The organism is Chryseobacterium sp. GQ58, from assembly GCF_059758895.1.
This window is the reverse complement of record NZ_JCAXEH010000002.1, coordinates 210,433-227,146: the sequence shown is the minus strand read 5'-3', so window position 1 is coordinate 227,146 and position 16,714 is coordinate 210,433. Positions and strand designations below refer to the sequence as shown.

Below are 16,714 nucleotides of genomic sequence, written 5' to 3'. Positions count from 1 at the left end.
TTTTTTGGATCATTAATATTTTAAGTCTTTATCGAAATCGTATTTCATTCCTTCGTAACCGAGAATTCTTCGCATCAATCCGATTTGTCCGCACAGATAATCTTCACGTCCGATGCACATTCCGACAAAATTCAAAATAGTTTCAGGGAAAAAATCAACGTTCATTCCCATCGGAAATGCTTTTTCCAACTCTTCATCGGAAGCTTCCAGTAATTTGCTGTAAACAAGAGGTGAAATTTTATGAAAATCTGCTTTAAGCTGTTCTAAAGTCGGATATTTCAGAGTTTCGTCCAACGCTTTTCCTTGCGAGAAAAAGTCTACAAATTCAAATTCTTCGTTGATTCCGAAAACATTTCCTAATGCATAACGCATATCAAGAAAATTCCCAACCATCCAAACGATGTGATTGGTTTTTCCTTCAATTCTCTTTAAAGCATCTTCTTCAGAAATTCCGTCGAGAACCATAAGAAAGTTTTGGCTGTGTCCCCGAAAAGCCGGAATAATAATGTCTAATTTTTTTGATTTTGGTGTGTCCATAATTTTAAAATTAAGGTTAAGATTGAGTTTAAGGCTGCGAAGGCATTTGAGAAAAATCTGCAAACGTTACATTCCAGCCATGTCCGTTGATGTCCCAGAAAGAATTATGATACATCCAACCATGATCCTGTGGCTCCTCGTGTTGTGTTGCACCGTTTTCAAGAGCTGTGTTTACTAAATTATCAACTTCTTCACGGCTGTTTAAGCTAATTGCAATAAGAACCTGAGTGGTATCACCTTTCGGAACCGGTCTCTCGGAAAAAGTCTGAAAATATTCTTCCGTGATAAACATAACGTAAATATTGTCATTCATCACTACACAAACCGCTCTTTCGTCTGAAATTTGTTCGTTGAAAGTAAAGCCTAGTTTCGACCAGAATTCTTTTGTTTTCGGAATGTCTTTTACCGGCAGATTGACATAAATTTGATTGACTTTCATTTTGTAATTTTAAAAATTTTAGAATTTTACTCTGCAGGAATCTGAGAAACATCCGCAAACATTACTTCCCACTGATGTCCGTTCAGGTCTGAAAAAGCACTTTGATACATCCAGCCATGATCTTGCGGTTCACTGTATGTTGAGCCTCCATTTTCGATAGCAGTTTTTACTACTTGATCAACTTCTTCACGACTGTTTACGCCAATAGCAAGAAGCGTTTGTGTTGTTTCTCCCTTTGCAACAGGTCTATCTGTAAAAGTTTGGAAAAACTCTTCCTTTAAAAACATCGTGTAAATATGATCTTCTTTCATCACGACACAAACTGCTTTCTCATCAGAAAATTGTTCGTTGATTGAAAACCCCAGTTTCGTCCAAAATTCTCTTGTCTTTTGAACATCTGTTACCGGAAGATTGACATAAATTTGATTGACTTTCATTTTGTAATTTTTGGTGTTAAACTTTTAACCAAAATTACCAAGTCATTGCGGAAATCAACTTGCCATAAGACAAGATTTAAATTTTCTTTGGATGATGAGAGACCAATTCTTTGCGGATGCGGCTTAAAGAAGTGTCTGTAACTCCCAAATAAGATGCGATCTGCTTCAGCGGAGCAAATTGAATGACATGAGGTTTTTGTTCCAAAAGATTCAGGTAACGTTTTGTTGCGGAAAGCGTAAACATCTCTACCGAGCGCTGTTTGTACACAAAAAGCTGCTGCGACATCCATGCTCTGCCCCATTCTCGAAGGTTTGGTATTTTGTGAAACAATTCCTGAAACACATCAAAATCCATCTTCCAGCATTCGCAATCTGTGATGCAGACAATGTTTTCCTGCGTCGCAATTCTTTGAAATATCGACGAAACTTCAATGACAATTTCGTTTTCTACGAAAAAATTTGTCGTTACATCATTTCCGTTAAAGTCATTCACGAAAGATCTTGCCAGACCTTTTTCCAGGATATAATATTCATTTGCTGTTTTTCCTTCTTCAAGTATACAGTCGCCTTTTTGAAATAATACTTTCTCATGAGCCTGAAAAATTTCAGCAAGTTCTTCATTCAGAAAAAATGGAAAATCATACGAGATTTCGAGAGATTTATTACTCATTGATGAAAGTGTTTTGGAAAGCTAAAAGTAAAATTTTTTCGGGAACTGATAAAGGAAATTTTTTATTGTTTAAGATTTTGAAGCATTAAGATTATTTTAAGGCATTAAGTTTAATTAAGATTTATCTTAAGCGAAGCTATGCTTAATATCCTTATCAACTTAATTAAATTCTTAATGGTTTATTATTAAAAATTATATTTAAAACAAAGAAAGCTGAATGGGTTTCGGTTTTGTTGGTTTCTGCGCATCTCCAAACACAGTTTTGCCGCCAAATCTCCATGAGTTTTGCCGTTCTTCTTCGATGACTTCCTGAATATCGAAATTCGGAATGAAATCTGCTTCTGTTTTGGCAACAATCTCGTGAAGCTTGTTCAATGTTTTTAATTTGTCGGAATTTCCTAGTTTAGATTTTTCGATTCCTGATTTAAGAATATTGATGCTTTCGTCATAAACTTTGGTCGGAACAGGAAACGGATGACCGTCTTTTCCACCATGAGCAAAGGAAAATCTCGCCGGATCTTTAAACCTTGAAGGCGCACCGTGAATCACTTCGCTTGCCAAGGCTAAAGACTGCATCGTTCGCGGACCGACACCTTCCAGCAACAAAAGATCTTCAAAATTTTGCGGTTGCTGTTCACCTGTAACATATAAAAGCGCTCCCAAACGCCTCAAGTCGACATCAGAAGCCTGAACATCGTGATGATTAGGAAGAATTAATCTCGAAAAGTCACTCATAATTTCTGCAGAATCGGTATGAGAAATGTCTAAAATTCCTTTTCTGTTTCCGGAAGCTTCAGAATCGGTAAGATTTAAGATTCTCCCTCTCGAAATTCCGTTGATTCCTGTGTGAGGCTCTTCAACAAAGGATTTAATATTTTCTGAATGCCAATGATATCGCCTTGCCGTTCCGTCGGATTCGTGCATTCCTTGCTGAACAACGCTCCAGTTTCCATTATCTGACAAAATAAAGTTGTGTAAATACAATTGATAACCATCCTGAATGGCCGTATTGTCTACTTTTGCGGAAAGTTTGCTGGCTCTTACCAATTCAGTTCCGTTTAATCCTGTTTTATTGGCAATTTGAAGAAGTTCTGACGGCGTTTCTCTGGAAAATTTTCCTTTTCCGCCACAAATATATAATCCAAGAGATTGAGAATTAGGGTTGATTGAACGTTTCAAAGCACCCATCACGGAAGTTGTGATTCCCGAAGAATGCCAATCCATTCCCATTACTGCACCGAAACTTTGGAACCAAAACGGATCAGCCAATCGGCGGATAACTTCATCTTTACCGTAATCTGCTAAAATTACTTCAATAATTGAAAGCCCGAGAATAGACATACGCTCATAAAGCCACGGCGGTACTTTGCCGTAGTGAAGAGGTAAATCTGCTGTTCCTGAACGTTTCATTTATTATGTAAATTTAGCTTTTAATAGATAAAGTTTTGATGATTTGAGTCAACTTATTGATGCGAAAGAATATTTACCAGATTCCCCAACGGGTCTTTTACAAAAAAGCGACGAACGCCCCAATCTTCGTTGGTAATTTTGTATATAATTTCAAATCCGGAATTGTTCATTTTCTCATAAATTTCATCTACATTATCAACTTCAATCGATAAATCAGGAACTTCCGTATCATTTCCTCCATGAATGGCAAAACTGATCTGAACCTTTGATTCTTCATCATTTCCGAATGTTTTGATCCAGTCATGATCCATCAAAATTTCCAGACCTAAAATGTCATGATAAAACCGATCTGCTTTTGATAAATCATCAGTTTTTATATTTGCGACAATTCTTTTAACCATTTTAATTTCTGTTTTAGAAAATATTAATTACAAAAAAAGCCTTGCAAAGTACTTTTCACAAGGCTTTACAAAAATTTTTTATTTCTAATTACTTTAATGCTTCGATTGCTGCATCATAATTTGGCTCGTTTGCAATTTCTGAAACCTGCTCTGTGTACACTACTTTATTTTCTTCATCAGTTACAATTACAGCGCGGCTCAAAAGGCCTTTCATTGGAGAATCGGTGATTGTAACTTCATAATCGTCTCCAAAACTTCCTCTGAAATCTGAAAGCGTTTCTACATTATCCAAACCTTCGGCAGCACAAAATCTTCCTAATGCAAAAGGTAAATCTTTAGAAACATTGATCACAACCGTATTTTCTAAAGCCGAAGCTTCTTCGTTGAATTTTCTTGCAGACGCCGCACAAATTCCTGTATCAATGCTTGGAAAAATATTGAATACTTTCTTTTTTCCGTCAAAATTTGAAAGTTCTTTTACATTCAGATTTGTGTCTACCAAAGCAAAATCTTTGATTGTAAAGCCAACTTCAGGAAGTTTTCCCAATGTATGCACTTCATTTCCTTTTAATGTGATCGTTGACATAATGTATCTTTTTAAAGTTTATCAAATTTATTCAAAATTCACAGGATTTTGTTCAATTAAAGGTTAAATAATTCTTAAAGTAGAAATTCTTATTTAGGTTTAATCTAAAAAAATTAAATTTTAACTAAATTTGTGGGACTTTAAAAATCAAATAATAAATAACAGTATAATGTCAGACAAATCAAAAATCTATTACACCCTTACGGATGAAGCTCCGATGTTGGCTACACACTCGTTTTTACCAATCGTAAAGGCATTTACGAAATCAGCAAATATTGAGATTGCGGTTCCGGATATTTCTTTGGCCGGAAGAATTTTGGCAAACTTCCCTGAATTTTTGAAAGATGATCAGAAAATCGACGACGCATTGGCTCAATTAGGTCAATTGGCCACTCAACCGGATGCGAACATTATCAAATTACCCAATATTTCCGCTTCTGCGCCTCAATTGGATGAAGCAATTGCTGAATTACAATCAAAAGGTTTTGCAGTTCCAAATTATCCTGCTGAACCAAAAAATGATGAGGAAAAAGCGATCAAAGCTAAATATGCTAAAGTATTGGGAAGTGCCGTAAATCCTGTGTTAAGAGAAGGAAATTCTGACAGACGTGCTCCGAAAGCTGTTAAAAATTATGCAAAAGCAAATCCACACAGAATGGGTGATTGGGCTTCTGACAGCAAAACTGACGTTGCTCACATGGACAACGGCGATTTCTACGGAACTGAAACTTCGACTACGCTTGAAAATGCAACAAAATATAAAATCGTTTTCAAAGGAAATGACGGTGCTGAAACTTTATTAAAAGATTTCGCAGACCTTCAGGTCGGAGAAATTATCGATTCTTCTGTAATGAACTTAAACGCTTTAAGAGCTTTCGTTCAACAGGCGATCGACGAAGCTAAAAACAAAAACGTACTTCTTTCCGCTCACTTAAAGGCTACGATGATGAAAATCTCCGACCCAATTATTTTCGGAGCGATCGTAGAAACATTCTTTAAAGACGTTTTCGTAAAATATGCTGAAACTTTCAAATCTTTAGACGTTAATCCAAATAATGGGCTAGCCGATCTTTTCGAAAAAATCAAAGGAAATGCTCAGGAAGCAAATATTAAAGGTGACATTGAAGCTGCTTTAGCAAACGGACCAAGAGTTGCAATGGTGAATTCTGACAAAGGAATTACGAATTTCCACGTTCCTTCCGATATTATTGTTGACGCATCAATGGCTGCTTTGGTAAGAGGCGGCGGAAAAATGTGGAACAAAGAAGGAAAAGAAGAAGACACGGTTTGTATCATTCCGGATCGTTCATACGCTGGTTTTTATCAAGCTGTAATTGACGATATGAAAGCTCACGGAAAATTGGATCCCACAACAATGGGCTCTGTTCCGAACGTTGGTTTAATGGCTCAAAAAGCTGAAGAATACGGATCTCATGACAAAACTTTCCAAGCAACCGCTGAAGGAACAATTGAAGTTCAGGACGAAACCGGAAGCGTTCTTCTTTCTCAAAAAGTAGAAAAAGGTGATATTTTCAGAATGTGTCAGACGAAAGATGCTCCGATTCAGGATTGGGTAAAATTGGCGGTAAACAGATCAAGATTGTCTGATACGCCTGCAATTTTCTGGTTAGATAAAGGAAGAGCGCACGACAGGGAAATCATCAAAAAAGTTGAAAAATATTTGGCTGATCACGATACAAACGGACTTGACATTAAGATTCTTGATGTAAAAGACGCAATGACCGAAACGTTGAAAAGAGCAAGAGAAGGAAAAGATACAATTTCTGTTTCAGGGAACGTATTGAGAGATTATCTTACTGACCTTTTCCCAATTCTTGAACTTGGAACTTCCGCAAAAATGCTTTCTATCGTTCCATTGATGAACGGTGGCGGTTTATTTGAAACTGGTGCTGGAGGTTCTGCTCCAAAACACGTTGAACAATTTGTTGAAGAAGGGTATTTAAGATGGGATTCTCTAGGTGAATTCTTAGCATTACAGGCTTCTTTAGAACATTTAGCTCAAACTCAAGGAAATACGAAAGCTCAGGTTCTGGCTGATGCATTGGATGAAGCAAACGCTAAATTCTTAGCTACAGATAAGTCTCCTGCAAGAAAAGTAGGACAAATCGATAACAGAGGTTCTCACTTCTATTTGGCGATGTATTGGGCTGAAGCGTTGGCTAACCAAACTGCTGATGCTGAATTAGCTGAACAATTTGCTCCGGTTGCAGAAGCAATGAAGGAAAATGAAGAAGTAATTAATGCTGAATTAATTGGTGCTCAAGGTAAGCCTCAAAATATTGACGGATACTACAAAACCGACACATACAAAACGTATGAAGCAATGAGACCAAGCACTGTTTTAAACGAAATTATTGACGAAATTTAATTTTCGACTTATAACATAAATGAAAGCTCCTTTTTTAAGGAGCTTTTTGTTTTTAAAACTTTTTACCATTTAGATATTGAAGAGTTTAAGTTTAGGTCATTTTAATTTTAAATCAATAAAAATTACGGTAAGATCTAAAAAAACAATCCATTTATAACAATTTAATTTGTAATTTTAAAGGAAAGAATCCGTTTAAGAACAATTTAACTTTACCAAATTTCACAAAAATCATGGAAAATATAACATTTGAAATATCTCCATATCAAGACGAATTGCAGATATTAATTAACGGAAAAAAAGTCGGCTACATGTCTATAAAGATCGACGGCAGGCTCATGAATGTATATTATACAAAAATTGACGAAGATCTTGAAGGCCACGGATATGCCAAAATGCTTTTGGACGAATTGGTACGTTATGCCGAGAAAAAAGATCTTATGATTCACCCAGAATGTGATTTTGCAAGACAACAATTAGAAAATCATCCGAAAAGATACAAAGGAATCTGGCACGAATAAATTATTCTTCCCACCAAGCCTGAAAGTGGTTTTCGGATTTATTTAAATCTAAAATTTCACCGATTTTCGGGGTAAGAATATGCAGATTTTTTTCTTTTCCAAGTTTTGTCACTTTTTTCAGCGGCTCATTCCATGGATGAAGCGCCAACGCAAACTTCCCGGAATGTACCGGAATAATACTTTTTGCCTTAAGATCCAAACTTGCCTGAATAACATCTTCCGGCAAAGCATGAATGTATTTCCAGGCTTCATTGTATTGTCCGTTTTCTAAAACAGCAAAATCAAAAGGCCCGAATTTTTCACCAATCATTTTAAAATGAGTATCATAACCGCTGTCACCGCCCAAAAATATTTTTTTTGACCGGGTTTCCAAAACATAAGAAGTCCAAAGCGTATTATTTCTATGAAATTTTCTACCAGAAAAATGTCTGGCCGGTGTAAATGTGATTTTAATATCGTTTTTAAGCTCAATCGAAGCGCCCCATTCTTCTTCCAAAAGCTGATTTTCAGAATATCCCCATCTTTCAAAATGAGCACCAACACCTAAAGGCAAAATAACTTTTTCTACTTTAGGCTTAATTGCTTTTACCGTTGGATAATCCAAATGATCGTAATGATCATGCGTAATCACGAGATAATCGATTTGTGGAATATCTTCCGGTTTAAACAGATCTGAACCTTTAAAAGCTTTATTAAAAAACTTAAATGGCGATCCATAATCGCTCAAAACCGGATCTATTAAAAAAGACAGTCCGTCAATCTGCATAAAATAAGACGAATGCCCCAACCAAACGAAAATATCTTTATCTTTTGAAAGGCTTTTCAAATCTGAATGGATTGCAGGAATGTTGGCGTGAGGTTTCAAAAACGGATCTTTTTTAGCAAAAAAGAAAGTGTACATTACCTTTGACATGCTGTGTCCTTCGGCAATTTGAGGGGTAAAGCTCAGATTCTGAAACTGCTTGTTTTTATAATGTTTCGATTGAAGCATTCTTTCCAGACGCTTTCCTGTAGGTTCTGCACCGAAAACCTCCCAAGAAGTCACCAAATATATTAATGCAATAATAAACGCAACAATGATGATTAAATAGATCATTTTTATAAAATAAATATTAACTTTTTAAATGTAACCTTTTCTGTGTTACTGTCGATTGTTTACATTAAGACGAAGAGAAATAAAAATTACTTTTTTTCTCTTTATAATGATAAACTTTTTAAATTTAACCTTAAATCCTGTCAATTGAAACATTTTGTATTTCTGTTTTTTGTGTTTGCTTTGGTTTCCTGCGCTTCGGTTAAAAGGAACAATAAACACAGATTAACAACCATTTCTCCCGAAAAGCTTCGGGAAGATGTAGATTTTGCTTACCAAAAACTTCAGCAAATGCATCCGCAACTCAATTGGTATATTTCAAAAAGTGAGCTGGATTTTAAGTTTGACAGCCTGAAAAAAACAATTAATAAACCGCTTGCACCCGTTCAGTTTTATTTTAAGCTTCAACCCGTCATTGCCAAAATACGCGAAGGCCATCTGGCGTTGAGAATTCCGGGTAAGAAGTTCAATAAAAAAGAAATTAAAACTTTAAAAAATAAAAAAGGACTTTTTGGACGTTTTGAATATCATGTGGAAGGAGATCATCTGTATATCATTGAAAATAAAGACTCTATAGAAAATATAAAACCCGGAACTGAAATTTTGTCAATCAATGAAGTTCCTGTTTCCAGTTATCTTCAAAAATACAGAAACCTGATCAGCAGCGACGGCTTCAACACTACTTTTTATCCGTATTACTTAAAGGATGTTTTCTTTAACTTTTATACGGTGGAAAAAGGTATTTTAGACAGCGCAAAAATTGAAACCCTGTACAAAGGCGAAGAAAAAGTGTACACCATCAGAAGAGAATCAAAAAGTAAAACAGATCTGGAAAAAGACAAAGAACTCAAAAAGCGTACACCGCAAAAAAAGCTGAATGACTACGTCGCAGCAACAGATTCTTACAACCGGAACTTTAAATTTCTGGATAAAGATTCTTCCATTGCTTATATTAAAGTAAAAAGTTTTTCAAAAACATTTTCGGACAAATTCTACAAAGAAAGCTTTGAAAAAATAAAAAATGCAAAAGCCGGTTATTTGATAATTGACATTAGAGACAATTACGGCGGTTCTCTTTATGAAATCAACAATCTGTATTCTTATCTGGCGCCGGAACCGTTTATTCTTATTAAGCCTTCACAACTCAGTTCAAAATACAGCCCATTAAAAACCAATTATTTCCGAAAAACCGGTCCGCTGCAATATGCTTTAAAAACATTGGTTTATCCCGGATATTTTCTTGGCCAGGCATTCAGCTCATATAAAGGAAAAGACGGCAAAGCCTATTACAGAATGAAAGCCGCAAAATCTACAAAGCCTAAAAAAAATGCTTTTCATGGGAAAGTTTTTGTATTAATTAATGGCGGAAGCTTTTCTGCATCTTCGATTATCGCGGCAAAACTCAAAAATGACAAGCGTGTAATATTAGTGGGCGAAGAAACCGGTGGAGCCAATGATGGAACTGTTGCGGGGTTTTATTCTTATCAGACTCTTCCAAATTCTAAAATCGATTTGCCGATTGGTTTAGCTCTTGTACAGCCAAATATTATGTTCAGCAATACACAAAAAGGTGTAATCCCGGATGTTGAAATTAAACAAAACATTGAATATATTTTAGCGCAAAAAGACGTGCAGCTGGATTGGGTAAAAAAAGAAATCACAAAAGAAAAAGGGAATGCATCTTCTAATATTTTGCCTTAAATCTTAAATAATTTTGTAGCTTTATTTTCATGAAAAGTGATTTTATATCTGTTCAGAAAAAAGATTCAGAATATTTTAAGAATATTTTTAGTGATTCATTTTATCACATTTTTCTGCTTGAAGGAAATGGTAAAATAGTGGTTGATTTTACGGAATATGATTTTACCGGCAAAACTATATTTTTCACTTCGCCTTTTCAGAATATCCAGATTTTCAGTGAAATGAATATTGAAATTGAGATTCTTAATTTTCACGGTGACTTTTACTGTATTGAATTTCATAAAAAAGAAGTTGCGTGTAATGGCTTGCTTTTTAACAATATTTATCTTTTTCCTCATTTTGAATTGAATCCTGCGGTATTCGAGGAAATCTGTCATTATTTTTTAAAAATACAAAATGAAAGTTATAAAGAAAGCTTTAATCATGCAGTTTTACGCGCTTATCTTCAACTTATACTTGCTATTTGCAGCAAAGAAAAAAATAAAATATTGCTCAATCAGAATCTAATTAGAAATAATTTTAAAGAAATAAAATCTTTTCAGGCTCTTGTAGAAAAGCATTTTTTATTTGAAAAAAATTTAAGTTTTTATGCAGATCTGCTTCATATTGCGCCCAATACTTTGAGTAAAAAAGTCAAAGCAAACTTCAATAAAACACCATCAAAAATTATTCAGGACAGAGTAATCCTGGAGGCTAAAAGAAAAATACACCTTACCCGGAAATCAATTAAAGAAATTGCTTTGGAGCTCAATTTCAGCGATGAATTTTATTTCAGTAAATATTTCAAAAAACACAGCGGTATTTCACCTTCGCAGTTCAGAAAAGAAGGCGGAGTCTCTATTGTTGCAGATTTTTACAGGTAATATCCATAAATAGCCATTTCTTCAGTTCTTTGTTTCCTGTAATTTGCCAATAAAAAATTATGATTGAATTATTAGCTAATTCACAGAGAACGTTTGTTCACTTTTTAAGAATCGGTATTTTTATTGTAATGGCTTGGATTGGAGGTTTGAAAGCATATCAATATGAGGCTGAAGGTATTATTCCGTTTGTCGCCAATTCTCCTTTTATGAGTTTTTTTCTTAACAATAAAGCTTCGGATATAGATAATTATCATCTTCATAAAAACAAAGAAGGCGAAGTTGTTCCTGAAAATATCGAATGGCATAAAACCAACGGAACTTATACTTTTTCTTATGGTTTAGGAGCTGTAATATGTATCACTGGAGTCTTTGTTTTGTTAGGTATTTTTTATCCGAAAATCGGAGTTTTAAGTGGAATATTAACCGCAGGAATGTCAATAATCACCCTTACTTTTCTCATTACCACACCAGAAACATGGGTTCCGGATTTGGGTGGACCTCAACATGGTTTCCCTTATCTTTCAGGAGCGGGAAGGCTTGTTTTAAAAGATATTATCATGCTTGGTGCAGGTTTAGTAATTGCATCTGATTCTTCGAAAAGCATATTAGAGAAATCGAGATTATAATTATTGTTTAAGGTTTCGGCGGGCTTTCAGCCCGCCGAAACCTTATTTCTGAAGTTCTTCTAAAAGATTTTTCACCTGATTAATATATTTTCCGTATAAACGCTTAAACCACCATTTTCCCATAAGAAATAATGCAATTAATCCAACTAAAACACAGCCAATAAGAATAACAGCTATTTGCAAATCGCTTAATGGTTTCGGTCTGGGTAAAAATTCTAATACGATAATCAACTCACAAACCAAAAATGGCACAAAAGCAAGATAAAAAGAAAGATAATATTGTTTATTCAGATTAAGCTGGTGCAGAAGATCCTGAAGAGATTGGTATGTTTTCATGACCGGATTGCTGATTTCTTTATATAGTTTAAAAAATTTGCTGAAAAAAAATGAGATAACAATTACCATTGAAAACAGCAATACCGTTAAATAAAATTTAAATTTAAAAGGAGCTTCAGGAACGGGAATCCATACAACGGCAAATCCAAAAATTAGTATTCCTAAAGTTGACCAGAATTCCCCTCTCATATTTTTCCTAATTTTTTCTAAAGGAAGATTTATTTTTTTGCTATTATCAATGCTTATTTCGGGAGTTTCATCAGAAAAATCTTCGTTCCATGTATTTTTTAGTTCATCTATATTCATTGCTGTTATTTTTTAAATTAATATTATTTTGAGTTTAAGATATCTTTCAGTTTATTTTTTGCGCGATTCATTTTCACCCTTACATTTCCTTCGGAAATTCCCATCTGTTCTGCAATTTCTCTCCCCGAAAAGTCTTCTAAATAATAGAAAACTAATGCCTTATCAATCGGATTTAGCTGATGAATGGCTTTGTACATTTCAGTCAGTTTTTCTTCTTTTTCCAGATCATATTCATCCTGAACAATTTTATAATCTGTAAAATCTTCATTGACAATAAAACTTCTCTTTTTTTCAGACTTTAAAAAAACTATTGCTGTATTTAAGGCTATTCTGTAAAGCCAGGTAGAAAACTCACTTTCTCCTCTAAAACTTGAATAAGCTTTCCAGACCTGATACGTTATTTCCTGAAAAAGATCGTCGCGGTCGTCTTTATCATCCATATACATTTTAGAAATCTTAAAAATGATTCCTTTATGCTTTTCTATTTTATCTAAAAATTCTTGTTCTGCTGAAGTCATGGTTTTTAGCTCTGAAGAGTTAGTTACGATTAAAAAAAATTGTTACATTTCTTTCTAATTTTAAAACTATTTACTGGCTTAAAATTTGTTCAAAAATAATGGAATATTAAAAATTATAATTATGCCATATATCACAAAACAAAATGAAAAGAATTATCAATTGTATTATGAAGATTTCGGTGCTGGGCAACCAATTGTTTTAATTCACGGATGGCCGCTTTGCGGAAAATCATGGGAATTGCAGGTGCCTGTTCTTTTAGAATTGGGCTATCGAGTGATTACTTATGACAGAAAAGGTTTTGGAAAATCCTGGCCTACAAGCGACGGTTATGATTACAATGGATTGGCTGCCGATTTACACGAAATCATATCACAGCTGGAACTTAAAAATGTAATTCTTTTTGGTTTCTCAATGGGTGGCGGCGAAGTAGTTCGTTATCTTACCAATTATGGTTCAGAAAATATTGATAAAGTAGCTTTGATTTCTTCAATTATACCTTTGGTAAAGCAGAAAGATGACAATCCGCATGGTGTTCCGCAAGCTGATCTTGACAAAATTATGGAAAGCCTCAAAAAAGACCGTATTACTTTTCTTGAAACTTTCCACAAAAACTTTTACAATTACGGTTTACTTGCACAAACAGTAACTCAGAAACAATTGGATTATGACTGGAGCATCGCTTCACAAGCCTCTCCTATCGCCACTATAAAATGCGCTGAAAGCTGGGCAAACACAGATTTCCGTGATGAACTGAAAAATGTGAATGTAAAGACGTTGATCGTGCATGGCAATGATGATCAAATTGTACCGATAGAAACGGCAGGAAAACAGGCCGCAGAAAAAATTGCCAACAACGAATATGTCATAATTGAAGGCGCTCCTCATGGACTGAACGTTACACATGCTGATAAGCTGAACAGTACTTTAACCAGTTTTCTAAACGAACAGATTAAATGAAAATTAAATTCTAAAGAAAGGTAAAGCAAAGAATATAGATTTATTCTATATCAAAACCGAGTCTAAATTAATATTGATGCTTTGATGAGCTTATATATTTCTGTAGTATTTTAAATGACCTTCTTCTGCTTTGTTATTATTTCTTTCAATTTTGCCTTTGCTCTGTTGAGCTTTACACGTACGTTTACTTCGCTGAGCCCCAGCTGGCTTGCAATTTCTTTACCGGAGAAATCTTCTAAATAGAAAAAAATCAGGGCTTTGTCAATGGGACTCAACTGGTGGATTGCCTCGTACATCATTTTCATGTTTTTGTCATCGGCCTCATTGTATAATTCCTGATGAACGGCAAGATTGTCTATGCTTTGGTTGTGTATAAAGCTACGTTTTTTCGCGCTCCGGAGAAAAACAATAGCCGTATTGAGTGCTGTACGGTATAGCCAGGTAGAGAAATCGCTTTTCCTTTGGAAACCACCATATGATTTCCAGGCCTGATAAACAATCTCCTGATAGAGATCATTCTGATCATCTCTGTTATCCATATACATCTTGGATATTTTGAAAATAACACCTTTATGCTTTTCAATTTTCTCCAAGAATTCTTTTTGCTGTGAAGACATACTTTTCTCTGTACAATATGTAACAAATAATCAACAATTGTTACATTTTACTAGAATAAAAATACACAAATAAACAATTTATTATTAAAAATAACCATAAAATGAGATAGTTATTAGCAATCTATCTTTATGTTAACTTGATCTGCAAAAGCCATGTTGTAATTAATAAAAGCTTAAACTTATTTATACTAAGGTTACAGTTTTAAAATATATTTTTATGAACTGAATAAATTAAGAATCGTATTATCATATTTTTAAAAATATATCATTATGTAAACATTTTCTTTTATATTTAAAAAATAAAGTTGAGATTCGCATATTATTTCAATTATCCAAAAAATATTATAAATGGAAAAAGAATTTACCGAGCCAAGTGATCAGGAATTATCACAAAAAGCAAAGAAAAAGAAATCAGCAAATCTTCTAAATGCATTATTAATTGGTGTAATGATTGGAATTGTTATTTACAGCATTTCGAAAAACGGCTTTGGTTTTTTCATATTAATTCCATTATTTTTTATATATAAAGTGATGAATAATCCGAAGAATAAATGATTTAATTTACATACAATCTAATCCAACCCTGCCATGAAAAACGAAAACAAAGAACTGAACAACGAAAAATTGCTCAAAAAAAGAGACTTATTAAAAGGGGCTTCAATTGGCCTTGGAATCGTTTATATATTGGCAATTGCCATTCTGGTTTATCTTTTTGTCACAAAAGGAAGTCAGAATATACCTTTGGCAGTATTCATTCCTATTTTTACCTTGATTGCAGTTTTTATTCCTTTACTGGTAAATTTAAGTTTGCTTAATAAAGAAATTAAATCAAGAAACCTCTAATTTTTCTAAGACAATATGGAATTAAATTGCCAAAACTGCAACGAGATTATTACAGGCTATTTTTGTAGTAATTGCGGACAAAAAAAATATAAAAGAATTGATAGGAAATATATTCTGGACGAGATCCAGTATACTTTCCTACACACTAATAAAGGATTTCTATATTCTGTAAAAAATATTATTAAAAATCCCGGCAAAACAGCAAGAGAATTTATTGACGGAAATCGGGTGAATCATTATAAGCCTATTTTATTGGCTTTCGTCTTAAGTGGTATTTCTGCTTTTATATCATTCAAAATAATTGGGCTTGATAAAATCATGTCCTCTATTTACTCAAAAGAAAACATCAATTCTGAGTTTATGAATGATTATATGACGATAAATACAAGTTATAATTCCATCATTATGCTTCTGCTGATTCCGTTTTTTGCATTTTTTACTAAACTGGCATTCAGGAAATGGGGACACAACTATTACGAACACGTGGTAATGAATTCCTATATACTTTGCTTCTACACGCTTTTTAATATTTTCCTGGTTTACCCGTTGATGTTTGTATTTAAAGGTAATATGGAATACTTTTCTTATTTAATTAACCTTTCAATGTTGGCTGTTCCATTTATTTTAGTTTGGTTTTTTAAAGAATTCTATTCCGATAAACCATTAAAAAGTATAATTGGCCGTGTTGGAATAACAGTAGCTTTAATGGCTTTAGGATTTGTAATTCTTATGATGATTATAATGATCGGAGCATTTATTTTTGCCACTATTAAAGGCCCGGAAGCATTAGAATACATGACACCAAAACAAATACAGAAATAAGAATTTACTGCCAATTTTGCTTCAGGCGAACTGAATTATAAATTAAAATATCAGATCAGTTAATAGAAAAATTGGTTTTCCTTGCGGAAAACCAATGTATAAGTTTAATTTTTTTTGTTACTGAATTTCAATCATTCGTGGCGCTTGTTTTTTTGCCTTTTCAGTTTTAGGAATGGTAAGCTTCAGAACGCCATTTTCATATTTAGCTTCAATGCGCTCTTCGTCTACCACGTCCTTAGAAAGTTCAAAGCTACGCTGGAACGACTGATAGCTGAATTCTCTCCGTGTATAGTTGTCTTTGTTTTCTTCATTTTTATTTTCTTTTGATGAAGAAATCGTCAGAAGATTTCCTTCCAGAGTAATCTGGAAATCACCTTTCTCCATACCCGGTGCTGCTACTTCCACTTCAAAACTTTCAGGATTTTCCTTGACATTCACCGAAGGAATTGTAGTAAGAGTGGAAGAAAAATTATTATTGCCCCAATTAAAAAGTTCACGTCCGAAAAAGTCATCGAACAACATACGAGGATTTGCAGGGAGCAAACTGCCATTGTTTCTTTTTACGATTGACATAACAAACAATTTTTAAAGGTTAAACAATATATTAATGAACACATTACATAATTTTCAAACAATGTGCCAGC

The 16,714-nt window shown here is 34.1% G+C and carries 21 protein-coding genes; 9 read left to right on the top strand and 12 right to left on the bottom strand.

Translation table 11 applies throughout. From position 1 onward, the window contains the following. Positions 1 to 12: 12 nt before the first annotated feature. The 7 genes from AC6CHK_RS05260 to tpx form a co-directional block, all read right to left on the bottom strand. The gene (locus tag AC6CHK_RS05260) at positions 13 to 537 is read right to left on the bottom strand and encodes a DinB family protein (protein ID WP_498094235.1); all 525 of its coding nucleotides are present in this window, start codon (positions 535 to 537) and stop codon (positions 13 to 15) included. A gap of 28 nt (positions 538 to 565) precedes the next feature. Continuing rightward, a complete protein-coding gene (locus AC6CHK_RS05255) occupies positions 566 to 976 on the bottom strand; it encodes a VOC family protein (protein ID WP_498094233.1) in 411 nt (136 codons plus the stop codon). A 26-nt stretch (positions 977 to 1,002) separates the two neighbouring features. Next, positions 1,003 to 1,413 (bottom strand): VOC family protein, encoded by a 411-nt coding sequence (locus AC6CHK_RS05250; RefSeq protein WP_498094232.1) that lies wholly within the window; start codon positions 1,411 to 1,413, stop codon positions 1,003 to 1,005. Positions 1,414 to 1,489: 76 nt separating this feature from the next. Next, a complete protein-coding gene (locus tag AC6CHK_RS05245) occupies positions 1,490 to 2,083 on the bottom strand; it encodes a Crp/Fnr family transcriptional regulator (protein ID WP_498094230.1) in 594 nt (197 codons plus the stop codon). Between the two features lie 198 nt (positions 2,084 to 2,281). Then, positions 2,282 to 3,493 carry a DUF763 domain-containing protein gene (locus AC6CHK_RS05240; protein ID WP_498094228.1) on the bottom strand — a complete coding sequence of 404 codons (1,212 nt, stop codon included), beginning with the start codon at positions 3,491 to 3,493 and terminating at the stop codon, positions 2,282 to 2,284. Positions 3,494 to 3,546: 53 nt separating this feature from the next. After that, positions 3,547 to 3,894 (bottom strand): VOC family protein, encoded by a 348-nt coding sequence (locus tag AC6CHK_RS05235; RefSeq protein WP_498094226.1) that lies wholly within the window; start codon positions 3,892 to 3,894, stop codon positions 3,547 to 3,549. Positions 3,895 to 3,982: 88 nt separating this feature from the next. Further along, positions 3,983 to 4,480, bottom strand: coding sequence for a thiol peroxidase (gene tpx / locus AC6CHK_RS05230; protein ID WP_498094224.1), 498 nt, complete (start codon positions 4,478 to 4,480; stop codon positions 3,983 to 3,985). A 169-nt stretch (positions 4,481 to 4,649) separates the two neighbouring features. Between tpx and AC6CHK_RS05225 the strand changes: the two genes are divergently transcribed. Together AC6CHK_RS05225 and AC6CHK_RS05220 are read left to right on the top strand one after the other, a co-directional pair. Further along, positions 4,650 to 6,869, top strand: a complete 2,220-nt coding sequence (locus AC6CHK_RS05225) for an NADP-dependent isocitrate dehydrogenase (protein ID WP_498094222.1) — start codon at positions 4,650 to 4,652, stop codon at positions 6,867 to 6,869. A gap of 230 nt (positions 6,870 to 7,099) precedes the next feature. Next, positions 7,100 to 7,387 (top strand): GNAT family N-acetyltransferase, encoded by a 288-nt coding sequence (locus tag AC6CHK_RS05220; RefSeq protein ID WP_498094221.1) that lies wholly within the window; start codon positions 7,100 to 7,102, stop codon positions 7,385 to 7,387. Position 7,388: 1 nt separating this feature from the next. Here the strand turns inward: AC6CHK_RS05220 and AC6CHK_RS05215 are convergent, their stop codons facing one another. Then, the gene (locus AC6CHK_RS05215; RefSeq protein WP_498094219.1) at positions 7,389 to 8,483 is read right to left on the bottom strand and encodes an MBL fold metallo-hydrolase; all 1,095 of its coding nucleotides are present in this window, start codon (positions 8,481 to 8,483) and stop codon (positions 7,389 to 7,391) included. Between the two features lie 144 nt (positions 8,484 to 8,627). Here AC6CHK_RS05215 and AC6CHK_RS05210 point away from each other — a divergent pair, with 144 nt between their 5' ends. From AC6CHK_RS05210 to AC6CHK_RS05200, 3 genes are read left to right on the top strand one after another with little or no spacing between them, the layout of a single operon-like run. Then, positions 8,628 to 10,181: a S41 family peptidase gene (locus tag AC6CHK_RS05210; protein ID WP_498094217.1), complete on the top strand. Its 1,554-nt coding sequence runs from the start codon at positions 8,628 to 8,630 to the stop codon at positions 10,179 to 10,181. A 29-nt stretch (positions 10,182 to 10,210) separates the two neighbouring features. Next, positions 10,211 to 11,044, top strand: a complete 834-nt coding sequence (locus tag AC6CHK_RS05205; protein ID WP_498094215.1) for a helix-turn-helix domain-containing protein — start codon at positions 10,211 to 10,213, stop codon at positions 11,042 to 11,044. Between the two features lie 59 nt (positions 11,045 to 11,103). Continuing rightward, positions 11,104 to 11,670, top strand: a complete 567-nt coding sequence (locus AC6CHK_RS05200; RefSeq protein WP_498094213.1) for a DUF417 family protein — start codon at positions 11,104 to 11,106, stop codon at positions 11,668 to 11,670. Between the two features lie 42 nt (positions 11,671 to 11,712). Here AC6CHK_RS05200 and AC6CHK_RS05195 read toward each other — a convergent pair whose 3' ends face one another. Both AC6CHK_RS05195 and AC6CHK_RS05190 read right to left on the bottom strand, forming a co-directional pair. Next, complete coding sequence (locus tag AC6CHK_RS05195; RefSeq protein ID WP_498094211.1) at positions 11,713 to 12,312, bottom strand: DUF8845 family protein; 600 nt, start codon at positions 12,310 to 12,312, stop codon at positions 11,713 to 11,715. A 23-nt stretch (positions 12,313 to 12,335) separates the two neighbouring features. After that, the gene (locus tag AC6CHK_RS05190) at positions 12,336 to 12,830 is read right to left on the bottom strand and encodes an RNA polymerase sigma factor (protein ID WP_498094209.1); all 495 of its coding nucleotides are present in this window, start codon (positions 12,828 to 12,830) and stop codon (positions 12,336 to 12,338) included. A gap of 121 nt (positions 12,831 to 12,951) precedes the next feature. On the opposite strand from AC6CHK_RS05190, the gene AC6CHK_RS05185 reads away from it, so the two are divergent. Next, complete coding sequence (locus AC6CHK_RS05185; RefSeq protein ID WP_498094207.1) at positions 12,952 to 13,788, top strand: alpha/beta fold hydrolase; 837 nt, start codon at positions 12,952 to 12,954, stop codon at positions 13,786 to 13,788. A gap of 110 nt (positions 13,789 to 13,898) precedes the next feature. Here AC6CHK_RS05185 and AC6CHK_RS05180 read toward each other — a convergent pair whose 3' ends face one another. After that, positions 13,899 to 14,405: an RNA polymerase sigma factor gene (locus tag AC6CHK_RS05180; RefSeq protein WP_498094205.1), complete on the bottom strand. Its 507-nt coding sequence runs from the start codon at positions 14,403 to 14,405 to the stop codon at positions 13,899 to 13,901. A gap of 348 nt (positions 14,406 to 14,753) precedes the next feature. On the opposite strand from AC6CHK_RS05180, the gene AC6CHK_RS05175 reads away from it, so the two are divergent. Genes AC6CHK_RS05175 through AC6CHK_RS05165 form a run of 3 tightly spaced genes read left to right on the top strand, consistent with a single transcriptional unit; the run spans position 14,754 to position 16,070 of the window. Beyond that, entirely contained in the window at positions 14,754 to 14,960 is a 207-nt protein-coding gene (locus AC6CHK_RS05175) for an FUSC family protein (protein ID WP_498094203.1), read from the top strand. Between the two features lie 33 nt (positions 14,961 to 14,993). Then, positions 14,994 to 15,248 carry a hypothetical protein gene (locus AC6CHK_RS05170; RefSeq protein ID WP_498094202.1) on the top strand — a complete coding sequence of 85 codons (255 nt, stop codon included), beginning with the start codon at positions 14,994 to 14,996 and terminating at the stop codon, positions 15,246 to 15,248. A 15-nt stretch (positions 15,249 to 15,263) separates the two neighbouring features. After that, a complete protein-coding gene (locus tag AC6CHK_RS05165; RefSeq protein ID WP_498094201.1) occupies positions 15,264 to 16,070 on the top strand; it encodes a DUF3667 domain-containing protein in 807 nt (268 codons plus the stop codon). A gap of 117 nt (positions 16,071 to 16,187) precedes the next feature. On the opposite strand, the gene AC6CHK_RS05160 is transcribed toward AC6CHK_RS05165, so the two are convergent. Continuing rightward, positions 16,188 to 16,643: an Hsp20/alpha crystallin family protein gene (locus AC6CHK_RS05160; protein WP_498094200.1), complete on the bottom strand. Its 456-nt coding sequence runs from the start codon at positions 16,641 to 16,643 to the stop codon at positions 16,188 to 16,190. Positions 16,644 to 16,714 lie beyond the last annotated feature (71 nt).

Bases quoted from the DNA above. Each gene is read 5' to 3' on its own strand.
- AC6CHK_RS05260 (WP_498094235.1), bottom strand. From the start codon at position 537: ATGGACACACCAAAATCAAAAAAATTAGACATTATTATTCCGGCTTTT.
- AC6CHK_RS05255 (WP_498094233.1), bottom strand. From the start codon at position 976: ATGAAAGTCAATCAAATTTATGTCAATCTGCCGGTAAAAGACATTCCG.
- AC6CHK_RS05250 (WP_498094232.1), bottom strand. From the start codon at position 1,413: ATGAAAGTCAATCAAATTTATGTCAATCTTCCGGTAACAGATGTTCAA.
- AC6CHK_RS05245 (WP_498094230.1), bottom strand. From the start codon at position 2,083: ATGAGTAATAAATCTCTCGAAATCTCGTATGATTTTCCATTTTTTCTG.
- AC6CHK_RS05240 (WP_498094228.1), bottom strand. From the start codon at position 3,493: ATGAAACGTTCAGGAACAGCAGATTTACCTCTTCACTACGGCAAAGTA.
- AC6CHK_RS05235 (WP_498094226.1), bottom strand. From the start codon at position 3,894: ATGGTTAAAAGAATTGTCGCAAATATAAAAACTGATGATTTATCAAAA.
- tpx (WP_498094224.1), bottom strand. From the start codon at position 4,480: ATGTCAACGATCACATTAAAAGGAAATGAAGTGCATACATTGGGAAAA.
- AC6CHK_RS05225 (WP_498094222.1), top strand. From the start codon at position 4,650: ATGTCAGACAAATCAAAAATCTATTACACCCTTACGGATGAAGCTCCG.
- AC6CHK_RS05220 (WP_498094221.1), top strand. From the start codon at position 7,100: ATGGAAAATATAACATTTGAAATATCTCCATATCAAGACGAATTGCAG.
- AC6CHK_RS05215 (WP_498094219.1), bottom strand. From the start codon at position 8,483: ATGATCTATTTAATCATCATTGTTGCGTTTATTATTGCATTAATATAT.
- AC6CHK_RS05205 (WP_498094215.1), top strand. From the start codon at position 10,211: ATGAAAAGTGATTTTATATCTGTTCAGAAAAAAGATTCAGAATATTTT.
- AC6CHK_RS05200 (WP_498094213.1), top strand. From the start codon at position 11,104: ATGATTGAATTATTAGCTAATTCACAGAGAACGTTTGTTCACTTTTTA.
- AC6CHK_RS05195 (WP_498094211.1), bottom strand. From the start codon at position 12,312: ATGAATATAGATGAACTAAAAAATACATGGAACGAAGATTTTTCTGAT.
- AC6CHK_RS05190 (WP_498094209.1), bottom strand. From the start codon at position 12,830: ATGACTTCAGCAGAACAAGAATTTTTAGATAAAATAGAAAAGCATAAA.
- AC6CHK_RS05185 (WP_498094207.1), top strand. From the start codon at position 12,952: ATGCCATATATCACAAAACAAAATGAAAAGAATTATCAATTGTATTAT.
- AC6CHK_RS05180 (WP_498094205.1), bottom strand. From the start codon at position 14,405: ATGTCTTCACAGCAAAAAGAATTCTTGGAGAAAATTGAAAAGCATAAA.
- AC6CHK_RS05175 (WP_498094203.1), top strand. From the start codon at position 14,754: ATGGAAAAAGAATTTACCGAGCCAAGTGATCAGGAATTATCACAAAAA.
- AC6CHK_RS05170 (WP_498094202.1), top strand. From the start codon at position 14,994: ATGAAAAACGAAAACAAAGAACTGAACAACGAAAAATTGCTCAAAAAA.
- AC6CHK_RS05165 (WP_498094201.1), top strand. From the start codon at position 15,264: ATGGAATTAAATTGCCAAAACTGCAACGAGATTATTACAGGCTATTTT.
- AC6CHK_RS05160 (WP_498094200.1), bottom strand. From the start codon at position 16,643: ATGTCAATCGTAAAAAGAAACAATGGCAGTTTGCTCCCTGCAAATCCT.